This is a genomic window from Lysinibacillus sp. FSL K6-3209, from assembly GCF_037976175.1.
In the GTDB taxonomy this organism is placed as follows: Bacteria; Bacillota; Bacilli; order Bacillales_A; family Planococcaceae; genus Lysinibacillus; species Lysinibacillus sphaericus_D.
This window is the reverse complement of sequence record NZ_CP150264.1, coordinates 1,596,325-1,612,978: the sequence shown is the minus strand read 5'-3', so window position 1 is coordinate 1,612,978 and position 16,654 is coordinate 1,596,325. Positions and strand designations below refer to the sequence as shown.

The window sequence follows — 16,654 nt, the reverse complement described above, 5'->3', positions numbered from 1 at the left end:
TGGGTTCAATCTAACACTTTTTCTCTTATGTCCCAGCCTCTTTATTTTTTATAAAATTTTAACATCTCCCGAATAAATCGTTCGTATTGTCCCATCGTTTTGCGTTAGCTGAAGCACGCCTTCATCTGTAATACCGCTGGCAATTCCTTCAAAGCGTTCTCTTAAAGTCGTCACTTCGATGCGTTGACCAATCGTGCACGACATCTGCTCCCAAAGCGCTTTAATACTAGAGAAGCCCTCTTTTACGTATAATGCAGTAAACTGCTCCAAATATTGCAAAATTGTTGCGACAAGTGCAGCACGGTTAATTTCCTCCCCTGCCGCAATACGTAACGATGTGGCAATATCTGCGATGTCTGGTGAGAAGTCACTCTCTAGCTGGTTGGCATTGATGCCGATTCCTACAAGCAATGCTTGTACAAGGTCTGCCTCTGCCTGCATCTCTGTTAAAATACCTGTGCATTTCTTTCCGTTTATCAGTAAATCATTTGGCCATTTAATAGCAGGCTCTACCTGTTTATACAATGTTTTAATCGCCATTGTAACTGCAACCGCTACGACAAGTGTGAACGAAGATGCTTGCTGTGGTGAGACGTCTGGTCGTAAAATGATAGTCATCCAAATGCCCGTGCCATTTGCAGATTCCCATGGTCTTGCCATACGTCCACGCCCCGCTGTTTGTTCTTCACTAATCACAATTGTGCCATCTGGAGCTCCTTCCTGTGCAAGTTTATGGGCAATGGTTTGTGTGGAATCGACTACATCAAAATAGTGAATTTTTCGCCCTAAACGTTCTGTATTTAAAAATAATTCTATTTGTGTTGGACTTAAGCTATTCGGTACACCAGTCAACACATAACCTTTTTTCTTAACGGTTTCAAAAGTGTAGCCTTCCTCCTGCAACGTCTGCATATGCTTCCAAATAGCAGTACGTGATACTCCTAGTGAATCTGCCAGCTCCTGTCCTGAAACCGCCTCACCGCTAGATGCTAATAATCTTTTTAAAATTTCATCTTTCATGGACATACTCATACTCAAACCAATCCTTTAGTATTTTTCTTCATTGCAAACCTTAACCCATAACCTATCTAATTAGCACGAAATGCGTAAAAGATTTAGCATTCATGCTTTAAAATACTGAATAAAAAAGAATCTCGCCAACCATCTTTTTATAGCAAATCTTGCCGTATTCTAACTTCGTACGTCACGCCACTTTTTTCCAACAGTTTTGCCGCGCTTAGAATGACTCGATTCTTTTCCATAACAGCAAAAACGAAGCGACTTCTCGGAACGTTAGCCACCACCAAAACCACTTGTGTTACAAAACCTTGTGACTCTTTCTCGAAATTCGGACCCAAAGGTTGATATCGGCAAACAATTGGTTGTGATACATATGCATGCACAGGGCTCCAATCTTCTTGTTCCAGTTCTATCAGTATAACCCTCTCGCTTTTAAATGGTTCATGTCACTCATCACCAAAACACCCCTTGGTTGAAAGTTACTACACGTTGTTTATGTATCAAGTGTGTCCATGTTTCAAAAAAGATAAAGCAAGTGACCTTTTAATGACGTATTTTCAATGGTCACTTATTGTCACTTGCTTGATTTACTTTTTATATAATCAATGATTCATCCTTTATGGACATACGCACGCTCAAACCAATCCTTTATGTGGTTTCGCTCATTCATTAGCTCCCCGTTAACAACAGCCGTTAAAATCATTTGCAACACTTCTTTTAGCCATGGACCACGTTTTTGTTCAGACCATTGTAGTAAATCCATTCCATTCACTACAAGATCTTGGCGATTTCGTATTGGTAATCTTGCCTGCACCTCACGTATACTGTGCTGCGAAATGGTAACTAGCTCTTTCAATTGTGCAAAGTAGTGTGCTGTTTCGAGCTCCTCTAGCGAATACGTAAAATAGTCCATACTCGTCCAGCCATTCTGTAAGGCATGGAGCGCACTTAAAACAGCCTTTACAAATGCCATTTCCTTATTGGATAAACGATAGGTACGCAACACTTCCTGCCAATTTTCTTTTTGTCCAAGAGCAAAATACGCCCAACCACAAGTTGCATTTTCTGCAGTAAAGCCACGCCAATGGTCTACTTGGAAATCCCCTTGTAAATAAGACACCAGTCCACTCTCTTCAAGCTTTTTAATGCCATTATATACATCTTTCCCTATCCATAACTTATCAAGTTCAGCCTTCATGCGCTCTTTGGCAACCCATGCAATATCGGGAGCCTTCTCCTGCATTGCCTGGAGGGTAGCCGCTTCAATCGAAAAGCCAAGCTGTGCTGAAAATCGCACAGCTCTTAGCATTCGTAAGGCATCCTCGGCAAAGCGAACCTTCGCCTCGCCTACAGCTCGAATTACGCCAGCCTTAATATCACGTTGTCCACCATAAAAATCAACAAACGAGCCATCTTTACGCATGGCTATAGCATTCATCGTAAAATCACGGCGCTGTAAATCTTCTTTTAAGGAACGTACAAAATGAACTTCCTCTGGTCTTCGATGATCTGTATACTCTCCATCTGTGCGATAAGTCGTTACTTCGACAGGCCCTTCTGGCACAATGACAAGTACAGTACCATGTTGAATACCGATATCTACGGTACGATTAAAAACAGTTTTAACTTCTTGCGGCAATGCATTTGTCGCTACGTCAACATCATGTGCAGGACGATGTAAAATTGCATCTCGCACAGCGCCACCTACGACAACTGCCTCAAAGCCAGCCTCCTCCAATTGCTCAATAACTGTGAAGGCTGCTTGCCATTCTTTAGTGTTTTGCATGGTTTATTTCCGCTACCTTTTCATACAGTTGTTCATACTGCTCGACAATTTTAGATGAATGGAATTTTTCATTGACTGCGCGCATTGCTGCTTCACGGAAACGAAGTAATTTATCTTCATCATTTAATAATTCTACAGCATACTCAGCTACAGCATCTGTATCGCCTAATTCTACTAAGTAGCCATCGACACCATGATCAATGACTTCTGGTATTCCACCAACGTTCGAACCGATACATGGCACACCACAAGCCATTGCTTCTAGCAGTACAAGGCCAAAAGATTCCTGTTGGGACAGTAATAGCTTTAAGTCACTAATAGCGTATAATTCAGCTAAATTTTCTTGCTTGCCTAAAAATAAAACATCCTTGACATATGGACTTTCCTTTACTTGATCCATCACACGATGCTTTTCAGGTCCATCTCCTACTAACAATAGTTTCGCTTTCATATTAGCACGGATTTTCATAAAGGCATCGACAATATGAGGCAGGTTTTTAATTTTACGGAAATTTGACACATGAATGATAACTTTTTCATCAGCTTGAATACCAAACTGTTCTTTTAAGTTACCAGCGTCAAGTGGACGATATTCACGCTCATCTACAAAGTTATAAATTGTTTCAATTGGTTTTACTGTATCAATTAGTTTGTAAGTTTGTTCTTTGAGTGACTGTGATACCGCTGTGACAATATCAGATTTATCAATGCCGTATTTAATAGCTTGTGAAAGCGTTGAATCCTGTCCAAGCACGGAAATATCTGTGCCGTGTAGCGTTGTCACAATACCTATATTTTGCCCACTCATTTCTCGGGCTAGCACCGCACATACGGCATGTGGGATGGCATAATGTACATGGAGTACGTCTAGCCCTTCATCTTTAATCACGTCCGCCATTTTACTCGCTAATGCAATATCATACGGCGAATACTGAAATACTGAATAATTGTTTACTTCTACTTCATGGAAAAAGACGGTCGGATAAATTTTATTCAATCGAAATGGTACGCTGGAGGTGATGAAATGTATTTCGTGTCCTCTCTCTGCAAGCATTTTTCCTAATTCTGTTGCAATCACACCAGAGCCTCCAACAGTTGGATAACAGGTAATGCCGATTTTTAGCTTTCTCATTCGATGATCATCCTTTCTAAAATCACGTCTTTTAGTCTCGTCTTTCTTGAATCAGTCTCCAATCCACAAAGCCTTCTTGTAGGCCTTTTAGTAATATTTCTGCAGTTCCCATATTTGTTGCCAGTGGCACTTGGTAAACATCACAAAGACGGATAAGTGCAGAAACATCTGGCTCATGTGGTTGTGCTGTTAATGGATCACGGAAGAAAATTACCATGTCCATATCATTATTGGCAATCATAGCGCCAATTTGTTGGTCTCCTCCAAGAGGACCTGAGCGAAAACGTGTAATTTCTAAGCTCGTAGCTTCCATCACACGTTGCCCTGTTGTACCTGTAGCATAAAGCGTATGCTCATTTAAAATATCGCGGTAAGCAATAGCAAACTGTACTAGATTATCTTTTTTGCGATCATGTGCAATCAATGCAATTTTCATAAGTATTCCATCCGTTCTTTAGATGATGTTTTCTAAACCATAAACGAGCTGATCCATTTTCATAACTTCTTCTACACAAAAAGCAACGCCAGACATAAAGGAATTACGATTTAATGAGTCATGACGGATGGTTAACAGTTGCCCGTCTCCTCCAAATAATACTTGCTGGTGTGCCACTAAACCAGGTAAGCGAACAGAATGAATGCGCATGCCATCAAAATCTGCTCCTCTTGCTCCTTCAATCGTTTCTTTTTCCTCTGGATGACCTTGCATTTTTTGTGCGCGCACCTCTTGGATCATTTGTGCTGTTTTAACCCCTGTACCAGATGGTGCATCTAACTTCTGATCGTGGTGCATCTCAATGATTTCTACATCAGGTAAATATTTTGCTGCTTCTTTAGCAAATTTCATCATCAGAATCGCGCCAATCGCAAAGTTTGGTGCAATTATACAACCTAACTCCTTTTCATTCGCAAGTGCTGATAATTCTTCTAGTTGTGCATCTGTAAAACCTGTTGTACCAATCACTGGTCGTACATTTAAATTTAAAGCTTCTTTTGTATGATGATATACTGCATGTGGATTCGTTAAATCGACTAAAACATCAGGGGCCGTTGCCTCTACTAGTTCATGCATATCTGTAAATATTGGTGCTGTATAGCTTGCTGGGAACATTTCTAAATCCGCTAATGTATGACCAACCTCTTTATAATCTAGTACAGCTACTAACTCCATTTTGGCATGTTTCATAACTGTATGTACAGCTTCTGCTCCCATTTTTCCTCTTGGCCCTGCAATGGCTACACGAATCGACATTATTCCTCTTCCTTTCTTGTCCAGCGATCCTTATCTCTCGTCTCAAATTTATGTATGACACGCAACAGTGCCTCATCTAATTTTATACCTTGTGCATTCGCAAAGCATACTAAAACAAAGAAAAAGTCACCTAATTCTTCTTCGATACTATTCGTTTCTTCTGTGCTCTTTTTCTTTTTTTGACCGTAAACGTCCTGCACTTCGCGCGACAGTTCTCCAAGCTCCTCCGTTAAACGTGCGAGTAGTTCAAAAGGTGGGAAATAGCCTTCCTTAAATTGCCCAATATAATCATCCACACGTTTTTGCAAGGCTTGCATCGTTATTTGTTCTGTCATCCAATATCACACTCCTAATTACCATCGTATAAAATTTACACCATTGTTGTCAAAAACAATAAAATGACAGATAATAGAATCCACTACTTCATTGTTAAGAACTACAGGAGGTCTTATGTTTAAACAGATTAAAATACGTAATATTATCGCAATAATGCTCGGAGCAGCCATTTTTAGCTTTGGATTTGTACACTTTAATATGCAAAATCATTTAGGTGAAGGCGGTTTTAGCGGAATTACCCTTGTTCTCTATTTTACACTAGGTTGGGACCCCGCATTACTTAATTTACTATTGAATATTCCAATGTTTATTTTAGGTTGGCGCTTACTAGGTAAAAAATCTTTTATTTACACATTAATTGGTACAATTTCAGTATCAATTTTCCTAAAAATATTCCAGAAATATCAATTCATCATTCACTTAGAGGATGATTTATTTCTTGTGGCATTGTTTGCCGGTATCTTTGTTGGACTTGGACTAGGCATTGTGTTCCGCTTCGGTGGTACAACTGGTGGTGTGGATATATTAGCACGTCTCGGACATAAATATCTAGGCTGGAGTATGGGGAAAACAATGTTTATATTTGATGCCATTGTTATTTTATTATCTTGGCTAACATTTTTAGATGCACGTTCGATGATGTACACGCTTGTCGCTGTATTCGTAGGTGCTCGTGTTATTGATTTTGTACAAGATGGTGCCTATTCAGGGCGTGGCGCACTCATTATTTCAGAAAAGTCTAGTGCGATAGCGGATATGATCGCTTTGCGCATGGAACGAGGTGTCACGATTTTAGAAGGTCATGGTCACTTTACAAAACAAGCAAAAGAAGTGATTTACTGCGTTGTCGGACGCAATGAAGTGGTACGCTTAAAATCCATTATCCATGAGGTCGATCCACATGCCTTTGTCTCTATTTCAGAAGTTCGGGATGTTGCGGGAGAAGGTTTTACGCTCGACGATCAAAAGCAACCTTTACATTAAGTAGGTTCGCACCTATTGCAGTAGCGTAGATTAAATAGATTCTAAAATACTAGCTATGTAAATCAATTAAAAAAACTTGTTATAGTGGTTAACCCACTATAACAAGTTTTTTAGTCGTCACTACGCATATTTGTAAATATTAATATTAAACGTAATAATTCTAATACAGCTACTGCTGCAGCTGCCACATAAGTTAACGCAGCGGCACTTAACACTTTACGTGCTGGGCGTTCCTCTTCATTCGTAATAATACCAAGCGAATTCATTTGCACTAATGCACGTTTCGATGCATCGAATTCAACTGGTAGCGTAACTAATTGGAACACTACGCCTGCTGCTAATAGGACAATACCTAGTAATAACATGTTTGATAACCCAGAAAAAATACCAATCATAACGAATATCCAAGATGCGTTCGATGAAATATTTGCAACTGGTACAAGCTTACTGCGTAAAGTAAGCATTGAATATGCCTCTTTATGCTGAATAGCATGGCCTACTTCATGGGCAGCAACTGCTGCGCCAGCAACACTTGCTTCATAGAAATTGCTTTCTGATAATGCGACTGTTTTTGTCGCAGGATTGTAGTGATCAGATAACACACCTTGGGTTGGCACAACTCGCACATCGTACAAGCCGTTCGCATCTAAGATCGCCCTAGCTACCTCAGCACCAGTTTGTCCCTTCATGGTACGTTCCTTTGCAAACTTTTTATACGTACCTTTTACCTTCATCTGTGCGTACAATGGCAGCAGCATAATAATCGCAAAATAAACAATATACATGCTTGTTGACAATTTTCTAACCCCTTTCTATCTCGATACTATAATTCTATAGAGATTTCCCTAATTGGGCAAATATTTGCGCCACCTAATTGAGAAAATGGCGATAAAAATACAAGCAATTGATAACCAAAATGTAAAATAGCCAATGACACTTGTATAGTCTGCTAAATCACGGTACATTGGCATTTGTCCAAATACATAGTCAATGACATCATTATGCAAAGTCCATACTGCAGCAAAAGCAACATGCCAATATGAAAATACATATTTACCGATATAAAGAACACCTTGGACAGCCATCGCAAAATGTGAAGCAATCAGCATCCAACCTTGCCAGCCTATATAGCCCGTTTCAACTAGCGTCCAAAGATTCATCACATCCGCCCAAATACCATATTTAACCAATGTTACAAGCGCTAATACTTCCATCAATGGCCATCTTTTTCCTAGAATCCATGCCAGCAACACAAAACAAAAAAATAAACTAGCAGTGGGACTATCTGGTACAAAAATATAAAAAATCGGCTTCGTTATCGCAAGTTGCCAACCATACCAGTAATAGCCGTAAATGGTTCCTAACAAGTTAATAAGCAGTAAAATGATTAAAAATGTTTTATGCGTAAGGAGATACCAAATATTTGCACGCGTTATTTGCATGATTAAAACTCCTTTACTATCCGTCTATTCTAAGATGTCTTTTTTCCTCGATTTTTATGTATGATGTGACGGCTGCGCTTCTTAGTCCACTATGTCCTATCGTAGTTTCCTTTCAAAGCTTTGCCTTAATAAGTATATCGTAAACATCCATATAATTTTGATAAAAACTAGAAAAAAAGAGTCAGTTTCCTGACTCTTTTTGAAATTATTCAGCTTTTAAGCTTTCGATAAACTCAGCAAGCTTTTGAAGATCTTCATCAGATCCTGTCCATAGACCTGCTGGCATTTTACCGCTAGGCGTACCATTGTGTGCGATATCCTTAATTTCATCAGCTGTTAAGCCAGTGTTCATAAGTGTTGGCGCACCAGCACCACCTTCTAAGCCTTCACCGTGACATGTAATACATGCAGAGCCGGCATAGATTTGGTAACCTTCTGAGCCTTTATCGAACTCTACAGTTTCCACGATAGCACCTTGAATTTTTTGAGCTTCCCAGTCATGATTAACAACTGACTCCCAAGTTAAATAGAACATAGCAGCCAATGTTAATAACATAAACGCAGTTGGTAACGGACGTTTAGACGGACGGCGTTCTGGACTCTTATCTAAAAATGGCATTAATAATAGCGCTCCAAATGCTAGACCTGGAATGACAATTGCTCCGATAACATTATATGGACCAGAAGCAAATGAGTATTTTAAGAGTTGGTACATGAATAAGAAGTACCAGTCCGGTAATGGCGTGTATGCTCTTGTTGGATCAGCTGGCCCTTCAAGTGGAGATGGGTGAGCGACTGTTAACAGTAAATAACCGATTAAGAAAACAGCACCTACCATCCATTCTTTTAGTAAGAAGTTCGGCCAGAAAGCTTCAGTTTTACCTGGATATTCGGAATAATCCTTTGGAACGTTCGGCATTCTGTGATTCGCTTTGATACGAGAATCGCCGACAAATTTCATTCCTTTTCCGCGATGCATAGTGTCCCCTCCTTTAAAAAATCATCGAACCGTCAAGAAGTATTACAACGGCCCTGAAATTCCTTGACGACGAATCATGATAAAGTGTGCTGCAAGTAACCCAAACAATACTGCAGGCAAGAAGAATACATGAATCGCAAAGAATCGTGTTAACGTTTGAGCACCAAGAATAGTACTGTCACCCGCTAATAATACTTTAATCATCGAACCGATAAACGGTACAGATGCTGCAATTTCGATACCTACTTTAGTAGCGAATAATGCTTTCATATCCCATGGTAATAGGTATCCTGTAAAACCAAGACCCATCATTACTCCAAAAATACCTACACCAACCATCCAGTTTAACTCACGAGGTTTCTTATAAGACCCTGTGAAGAATACACGAAGCGTATGTAAGAACATCATTACGATTACTAATGAAGCTCCCCAGTGGTGCATACCGCGTACGATTTCACCAAATGCTACTTCGTTTTGTAAATAATAAACTGACTTCCAGGCATTCACGACGTCTGGTACGTAGTACATTGTTAAGAACATACCAGAAAGAATTTGAATTACTGTGATGAAAAATGTTAATCCACCAAAGCAGTAAACGAATGCTGAAAAATGGTGTGCAGGGTTCACGTGCTCTGGCACTTCGTGGTCGGCAATATCACGCCAAATCGGTGTAATATCTAATCGTTCATCGACCCAATCATAAATTTTATTTAGCACTGAATTCGTACCCCCTTACAAATTAAACTAGAGTATTTGCTCTTGCTGGACCAATCATTAAATAACCATCTTTTTCTTGTACTTCAAATTCATCCAACGGACCTAGAGGTGGTGTACCTGCAATGTTTGCCCCGTTTTTCTCGTAACGCCCTGCATGACAAGGACAGAAGAATTGATCTGGGTGTGCTTTATCGCCACCCCAGTCCACCATACAACCTAAATGCTTACAAACTGGTGATAGAGCAATTATTTGGTCGCCACTTTTGTAAACCCAAGCTACGTTTGTAACGTTAGATTTGTACCATGCGTCAACTTGTTCAAAAGTAAAGTCAACTTTAATTGGCTCTTCTGTGATGTCGGCGACTTTATGTTCGGTTTTGATAAAATCCCCACCTTCATGCTTTTGTAAGACTGGGTCAATTGCAAAACGAACCATTGGCATCAACATACCTGCCGCCATAAATCCGCCAACACCAGTAAGTGTGTAGCTTAGAAATTGACGACGTGAAACTCGATTGTTACTCATCCTTTTCCCCCCTCTAACTTTAAAGGTCAGTCCAACGGACATACTTTTACAAATAGTAATACTAGGACATATCTATGATATATCAAGTCCATAGCTTGGTCAATATAGCATTCTGTGGAAACCTGGAGAATGTGAACATTTATTGAAACAAATTGCTAAATTTGTGACCATTTAGTCGAAAATACAGGGATTACTTGCCGTAACTGATCTTCGAGAATGGTGTTTTTCACGCCTTTATCCATGGATTCTAACGGAATAGCTGGCAACCAAATGATATTTACTACATCTCCAATATTTGTCCAAAAATGGTCACAAGTAATGAAGAACACATGCTTAAAACCAGCAGTATGTAATTGTGCTTCTAATTGCGCTGGCAATTCTTCGTTTTTCAAGGTCGTACTATATGAAAATGGTGGCATCACTAGTAAACGTCCTTTAAACTGTTGTTCAATAAAAGCCGTTAACGATAATAAGTAATCTGCTTCTGCGCCACTTTGCTTCAACTTTTCAGCAGCAAAATCGATCCCTACGAGTGGTACAATCGCTGTATCGATAAAATCCTTCTGCGCTAAAAAAGATGTTACATCGTTTGCATTAAAATACATCCAACAACCCTCCTTACGATTACAAAATAAAAATGCCCTTTTCCACTCTTTAATAGGATAACCAATAAAAAGTGAAAACAATCATTCACTAGTCATGTTACCATATAGAGGTGGAGAAAGGGCATTCAATTTTTACCTATTCGGCTTGAGATTATTGTAAATTAGCAGTTTCCTTTAAAACTTGTAACAAATTAGACAATTCATAAAATCGTTCTTCATCGCCCTTATCTAGAGCTTCATCAATTTGTGCAAGTAATTTTTCTTCTTGGAATACGAGTAAACTATTGGAAAGTAATTCTTCAGCCAGTAAACGATCTTTTTCACTAACAATCAATGTTTCTGGCATATAAGGGTTTTCTTCAAGAACTGCTAAGTATTGGGCACTTGGCGGTATATTTGGGAAGTTCAATTGTATATACATATCTTCTTGCTCATGTAAACGTAAGTCATGGAAAGATTTCTCGGCATCGGCTGTCATCACATTGCCTTTATAAAAACGAAATGGTACACCTGTTGAGTCTACTGTAGACATCACCATTGCTCTAGGACAATAGTGTGCTTCTTCTACAAACCGTATTCGTTTTAACAACTCATCATTACTTAATAAGTAATTTAAAATCCATACACACTCACGACGTTTTAATTGGTAATTTTTCAAAAACCAGCGAACAAATGCTTTTTTATCGACAACTGATACAGAAGCAGTCATACCCACTCCCTCCTTTACTCTAATTCTAAGCCTTCTAACATCTCTTGCCATTGTGGTTCACCTGGCTGAAGCTTGATTAAATAACCGATTACCTCTTTAACCTCTGAACGCTTGCCTTCTTCTAATAAGAAATAAACATATTTTTCTAAAAATGCTGCGTCTTCCTTAAAATCAGTATATGCCAAACGGTAAAATTCGTATGCACGGTCGTACAATTCTAAATTTGCATATGCGTCGGCAGCGTAAGGGTATAAAGTGTTCCACTCAAAATCATTTTTTTGCAATGTCTCAAATAATTCAACAACATCTTCAAAACGTTCTTGCTGTGTCAATATAGAGATGAGTGTTAATACTGCCTCCATATATTCAGGATCTAAGGCAATCGCTTCACGTAAATAACTTTCAGCTTCATTTGGCAAGGCATTTTTTAATGCCATTTTACCCGCGAATAGGAATAATGATTTATCGTACTCATCACGCTTTAAACCTTCTTTAATGGCAGCATATGCTTTTTTATTGTCTTCCGTCATAGCATAGCTTTCCGCAAGCAATAAATAAGCAGAGAAATAATCCGGATCCAATTCCTTTAAGTCCTCTAATTGTTTAATCGCCATTTCATATTTTTGTGATTGGAATGCAGCGTATGCTGCGCCAAATAAAATATCTGGCTTCACTTCGTCCTCAAGTGCTGCTAAATAATAGTCTAAAGCTGTTTCATAGGCAGCGCCTGCACGATATACTTCAGCTAATCGTTCAACGAGACTGATACCTGCAAAGTCTTCCTGTTGTTCATGTAATTCTTCATAAAGGCGTGCGGCCTCTAGAAAACGCCCTGTCTCAAATAAAAGCTCGGCTTTAGCAAATTGTAGTAGTGGTTCATCAGGTAAGATGGCTAGCGCTTCATTAATGCGCTTTTCTGCTACCTCAAATAACCCTTGCATTTGATAATAATCAGCTAGCACTAGTAATGCTTGCGGGTACTCTGGAGCTGTATCTTCGACTGCTAACAACATGTCTAACGCCTCGTCCTCATCACCAAGCTCCATTAAGACATTGGCACGATCAATTTTTAATTGTGCCTCTTCAGGGAATAAAAATTGCAAATGCTCCAGTACACGGTCCGCTTCTTTCATATACCCATATTGCATAAAAACTTCCGCCAGTGCGTAAATTTCCTCAGGTAACTCCTTCATTAAAAAAGATTCGAGTAGCTGGTCTATTAAAGCTAAATCCCCTTGCTCAAGTGCTTGCATCATTTCAGTCATCGCATTATTCACAGTCATTCACCTATTCTTTCTTGTATATCTTTATGCTACAAAATATTTTCTTTCGAAACAAGAAAAAACTCCCCAAAAGGATTGGGGAGTCCAGACTTTAGACAACCCAAAGAATGACGCATTTGTCTATTGTCTTGTTTAATTAAAAATACTTGTACATATTACTGCCTGTATTATTCGACAACCCACTACAAACTGGTGGAATTACAGCCAACTGCTACATCAACTAAACTGTCATGTAAGAAATCTAGATAATAAAGAATGACAATAGATGAAAACATTCATTTGCAGACTATTTCTTTACAGCCTCAACATGCTCGAAAAACGATGGGTAGGATACAGCGATGCATTCCGCATCATCTAATGTCACTGCACCATTCGTAATTAACGCTGCCACAGCGCCCATCATACCGATACGGTGATCTCCGTATGTTTTTAAGCTAGCCCCTTGTAATGGCGTTGGTCCTTCAATCACCATGCCATCCTCAGTTGCTTCAATACGTGCACCAAGTTTTTGTAATTCATCGACCACAGCTGTAATCCGATCTGTCTCCTTCACTTTAAGCTCCTCAGCATCTTTAATAATGGTTGTACCATGTGCTTGTGTTGCTAAAAGTGCAAGAATCGGAATTTCATCGATTAGTCGTGGAATTATATCGCCTTCAATAATTGTGCCTTTTAATGTAGACGTTTCAATTGTAATAGTTGCTGTTGGCTCAGATTGATCGTCTTCATTTGGCACTACTGTCATTGACGCCCCCATATTTCGAAGCACTTCAATAACCCCATCACGCGTTGGGTTAATGCCCACATTTTCTAAAACAACTTTACTATTTTGGCAAATAGCACCCGCCACTAAGAAAAATGCTGCGGATGAAATATCTCCTGGCACTGACACATGTGTTCCTAATAGTTTTTGTCCACCTTCAAATGAGATAACGCCTTCCTCCACAGTTATTTGTGCCCCAAATTGACGTAACATGCGCTCTGTATGATCGCGAGAAATTTCCGTTTCACGCACTACTGTTGTACCTTGCGCACGTAAACCTGCTAATAAAATAGCAGATTTCACTTGTGCACTCGCCACAGGCATTTGGTAGTCTATCGCTTGTAGCGTTGTACCCTGTATGGCAAGCGGTGTATATTGTCCATCTGCACGTCCCGTAATATGAGCACCCATTTGACGTAGTGGATCTATGACACGTCGCATCGGACGCTTCCCAATTGATGCATCCCCTGTCATTACAGAATGTACGTTGGAGCCTGCTAAAATGCCAAGCATTAAGCGAGTCGTTGTACCGGAGTTCCCTGTATATAGCACTTCGCTAGGCTCTTGCCATGCTTCCATTCCTGCGCTTTCAATTGTTACATTTGTACCGTCCACATCAATCTTGACACCAAGCTTGCGGAAGCAATCTATTGTGCTTAAACAATCCTCTCCAAGTAAAAAGCCATCCACCGTTGTTTTCCCTGTTGCGATAGCGCCAAACATAACTGAACGATGTGACACTGATTTATCACCTGGGATTGTTAAGTGCCCTTGTAATGATGGTTTATGATACTGTAATACTTTTTCACTCATCGTTATCTCCCGCCTCCATATGAAGATAGAAAGCGCCGATATATCGACGCTTTCTTTTAATTAGTAATTCAACGTCTCTCTTAACGCGAATGCACTTTCCTATGAAATATATGTTTCAAATTTGGCACGCTGTTGAATACATGCAGCTGCGCGCTCACGATCACTTTCACTTTGCAGGCTAATGACAAGTATACCGAAGACATCCTCGCGAGATTCTACAATACGTAAATTAGTAATACTAATTTTTTCATCCGCTAGTAAGCCTGTTACTTCAGAAATTACCCCTGGGTAGTCAGGAACATCGACATACAAATCAAACGACGTAAACATTGCTCCAGCACTTATTGGTAATTCATCACGGAGCTCCTTAGCAATTGCAAAATAGTTTTCAATATCAGCAGAGCTTCCATTTAGTAGAAGCTCCTTCACACGATTCATTTCGGATTGCCACCCCTCAAGTTGGGCTACTAATTCATCACGATTTTGTAGTGTAATATCACGCCATAGTATCGGATTAGATGATGCAATACGCGTGACATCACGGAAGCCCCCTGCGGCCAGTGAGCGTGTCATCGGATATTCACCATTTTCTCCGCCTAATTGATGCACAAGAGATGCTGCAATAACATGCGGGAAATGGCTAACTACGGCTGTCATATGATCGTGCTCACGTGCAGATACACTAACAACTTTGGCATGTGTGAATTTCAATAGACTTTCAAGTTGGGCCATATTAATAATTTCTTCACCCGCTAGTGGTGTTAACATATAGTACGCATTTTCAAAAAGATGAGCCTTTGCCGCTAAAACACCACTTTTATGAGACCCTGCCATCGGGTGTCCACCGATAAAGGTAATGCCTAATTCACGTAACTCTCCAGCTTTTTGCATAATCATTTTTTTCGTGCTACCTGTATCTGTTACAATCACTTTATTTTTTAACGGCCATGTTTTTAATTGTTCCATCCACTCAAGTGTAGCGTTAACAGGTGTCCCAAAAATAATGATATCAACCTCTGCTGCAACATCTTGTGGATTTGTCACAATATCATGAACAATATTTAAGGTTTTAGCATGTTCACGTGTTGTTTCGTCCATATCATAGCCTATAATTTTTGTGTCAGGTGCTTTTTGTAAAGCAAGAGCAATCGAGCCCCCAATTAAGCCTAAACCAATTACGAGAACTTTGCGTGTCATGCAAAAACTCCTTGTTCTTTTAACACCGCTTCTAGATGCTGTAACAATGCCGCATTTTGCGCTTCAGTTCCAATTGTTACACGAATAAAACCAGGGGCACCTAAAGCATTCCCACTGCGAATAATAAACCCGCGCTTCATAAGTTTCTGAAAAACAACATCACTATTAGCTTTCGTGTCAAATAAAATAAAGTTCGTATCAGATGGGTAGTATTTCAAATTATGCTTTTCACAAAAATCAACATATTGCTTTTTACCAATTTCATTTGCTTTACAGCAATTTTTAATATAGTCTTGGTCACTTATTGCAATTGCCGCGACTGCTTGACTTAAAATCGTATTGTTAAACGGTGCACGCACTGGATCCAGTTTAGCAATGACTTCAGGTTGACCAATTGCGTACCCTACTCGGAAGGAAGCAAGACCGTATGCTTTTGAGAATGTGCGCATTAATAGTACATTGGGATACTCGTTAATTAATGGTAGTGTTTCTTTATGACCAGGGTGTGTCACATATTCGATATACGCTTCATCTAACACGACCAGTACATCGCTTGGTACTTTCGCTAAAAACGCTCGTAAATCAGTATCTGCAATGACAACACCAGTTGGATTATTCGGGCTACATACCCACACAATCGAAGTATTTTCATCAATTGCTGCCGCCATAGCGTCCAAGTCATGTGCGCCATCAATACAAGAAATTTTACGAACTTCCGCGCCTTCAATTTCAGCATTATGAGCATATTGTGAGAATGATGGATCTGCCATGACTGTATTCACACCTGGATACAACAGCGCACGAGTAAGAATTGCAATAATATCATCCGAGCCATTGCCAAAAAGAAGCTGTGTTTCTTTGACACCTACATGATTTGCTACAGTTGTACGTAAGTTTTGCGCATAGCCGTCTGGATATAATGCATGGTTTACTGCACTATTGTGTAAATATGCTGTTACCTTAGGGGAGCAACCAAATGGGTTTTCATTTGATGCTAACTTTACGACTTCTTGTAAGCCAAATTCACGTTGTACTTCTTCAATTGGTTTACCTGGCTTATATGCTTGCATACCGTCCAATTGTTGTTTCCATTTCATCTCAAACATCTCC

The 16,654-nt window shown here is 39.7% G+C and carries 18 protein-coding genes; 1 reads left to right on the top strand and 17 read right to left on the bottom strand.

Features of this window, described 5'->3' with window-relative positions:
* Positions 1-48: 48 nt before the first annotated feature.
* The 6 genes from MHH88_RS07680 to MHH88_RS07655 form a co-directional block, all read right to left on the bottom strand.
* Positions 49-1,032, bottom strand: coding sequence for a biotin--[acetyl-CoA-carboxylase] ligase (locus MHH88_RS07680; RefSeq protein WP_069511748.1), 984 nt, complete (start codon positions 1,030-1,032; stop codon positions 49-51).
* A 598-nt stretch (positions 1,033-1,630) separates the two neighbouring features.
* On the bottom strand, positions 1,631-2,806 hold the full coding sequence (locus MHH88_RS07675; RefSeq protein ID WP_339262227.1) for a CCA tRNA nucleotidyltransferase: 1,176 nt from the start codon (positions 2,804-2,806) through the stop codon (positions 1,631-1,633).
* Complete coding sequence (bshA, locus tag MHH88_RS07670; RefSeq protein ID WP_024364254.1) at positions 2,793-3,938, bottom strand: N-acetyl-alpha-D-glucosaminyl L-malate synthase BshA; 1,146 nt, start codon at positions 3,936-3,938, stop codon at positions 2,793-2,795. Before bshA ends, MHH88_RS07675 begins: the two co-directional genes overlap by 14 nt.
* Before the next feature lie 31 nt (positions 3,939-3,969).
* On the bottom strand, positions 3,970-4,374 hold the full coding sequence (gene mgsA, locus MHH88_RS07665; protein ID WP_024364255.1) for a methylglyoxal synthase: 405 nt from the start codon (positions 4,372-4,374) through the stop codon (positions 3,970-3,972).
* 18 nt (positions 4,375-4,392) lie between these two features.
* Positions 4,393-5,190, bottom strand: a complete 798-nt coding sequence (gene dapB, locus MHH88_RS07660; protein ID WP_024364256.1) for a 4-hydroxy-tetrahydrodipicolinate reductase — start codon at positions 5,188-5,190, stop codon at positions 4,393-4,395.
* Positions 5,190-5,525: a nucleotide pyrophosphohydrolase gene (locus MHH88_RS07655; RefSeq protein WP_024364257.1), complete on the bottom strand. Its 336-nt coding sequence runs from the start codon at positions 5,523-5,525 to the stop codon at positions 5,190-5,192. Before MHH88_RS07655 ends, dapB begins: the two co-directional genes overlap by 1 nt.
* Before the next feature lie 115 nt (positions 5,526-5,640).
* Here MHH88_RS07655 and MHH88_RS07650 point away from each other — a divergent pair, with 115 nt between their 5' ends.
* Positions 5,641-6,510 (top strand): YitT family protein, encoded by an 870-nt coding sequence (locus MHH88_RS07650; protein ID WP_339262224.1) that lies wholly within the window; start codon positions 5,641-5,643, stop codon positions 6,508-6,510.
* Between the two features lie 110 nt (positions 6,511-6,620).
* On the opposite strand, the gene MHH88_RS07645 is transcribed toward MHH88_RS07650, so the two are convergent.
* The 11 genes from MHH88_RS07645 to hisC all read right to left on the bottom strand — a co-directional run bounded on the left by MHH88_RS07645 (position 6,621) and on the right by hisC (position 16,641).
* The gene (locus tag MHH88_RS07645; protein ID WP_024364259.1) at positions 6,621-7,295 is read right to left on the bottom strand and encodes a zinc metallopeptidase; all 675 of its coding nucleotides are present in this window, start codon (positions 7,293-7,295) and stop codon (positions 6,621-6,623) included.
* Between the two features lie 60 nt (positions 7,296-7,355).
* The gene (locus MHH88_RS07640; RefSeq protein ID WP_069511760.1) at positions 7,356-7,952 is read right to left on the bottom strand and encodes a DUF1405 domain-containing protein; all 597 of its coding nucleotides are present in this window, start codon (positions 7,950-7,952) and stop codon (positions 7,356-7,358) included.
* A 205-nt stretch (positions 7,953-8,157) separates the two neighbouring features.
* Positions 8,158-8,931: a menaquinol-cytochrome c reductase cytochrome b/c subunit gene (locus tag MHH88_RS07635; RefSeq protein ID WP_025219080.1), complete on the bottom strand. Its 774-nt coding sequence runs from the start codon at positions 8,929-8,931 to the stop codon at positions 8,158-8,160.
* Between the two features lie 42 nt (positions 8,932-8,973).
* Positions 8,974-9,648: a cytochrome b6 gene (locus MHH88_RS07630; protein WP_024364262.1), complete on the bottom strand. Its 675-nt coding sequence runs from the start codon at positions 9,646-9,648 to the stop codon at positions 8,974-8,976.
* 22 nt (positions 9,649-9,670) lie between these two features.
* Positions 9,671-10,174: a ubiquinol-cytochrome c reductase iron-sulfur subunit gene (locus MHH88_RS07625; RefSeq protein WP_069511762.1), complete on the bottom strand. Its 504-nt coding sequence runs from the start codon at positions 10,172-10,174 to the stop codon at positions 9,671-9,673.
* A gap of 155 nt (positions 10,175-10,329) precedes the next feature.
* The gene (locus tag MHH88_RS07620) at positions 10,330-10,779 is read right to left on the bottom strand and encodes a DUF2487 family protein (protein ID WP_024364264.1); all 450 of its coding nucleotides are present in this window, start codon (positions 10,777-10,779) and stop codon (positions 10,330-10,332) included.
* Positions 10,780-10,930: 151 nt separating this feature from the next.
* Complete coding sequence (locus tag MHH88_RS07615; protein WP_024364265.1) at positions 10,931-11,488, bottom strand: ReoY family proteolytic degradation factor; 558 nt, start codon at positions 11,486-11,488, stop codon at positions 10,931-10,933.
* 14 nt (positions 11,489-11,502) lie between these two features.
* Entirely contained in the window at positions 11,503-12,771 is a 1,269-nt protein-coding gene (locus MHH88_RS07610) for a tetratricopeptide repeat protein (protein ID WP_081327941.1), read from the bottom strand.
* Positions 12,772-13,057: 286 nt separating this feature from the next.
* The gene (gene aroA, locus MHH88_RS07605; protein WP_339262219.1) at positions 13,058-14,347 is read right to left on the bottom strand and encodes a 3-phosphoshikimate 1-carboxyvinyltransferase; all 1,290 of its coding nucleotides are present in this window, start codon (positions 14,345-14,347) and stop codon (positions 13,058-13,060) included.
* Positions 14,348-14,446: 99 nt separating this feature from the next.
* Entirely contained in the window at positions 14,447-15,544 is a 1,098-nt protein-coding gene (locus MHH88_RS07600) for a prephenate dehydrogenase (RefSeq protein WP_069511766.1), read from the bottom strand.
* A complete protein-coding gene (hisC, locus tag MHH88_RS07595) occupies positions 15,541-16,641 on the bottom strand; it encodes a histidinol-phosphate transaminase (RefSeq protein ID WP_339262217.1) in 1,101 nt (366 codons plus the stop codon). Before hisC ends, MHH88_RS07600 begins: the two co-directional genes overlap by 4 nt.
* Positions 16,642-16,654 lie beyond the last annotated feature (13 nt).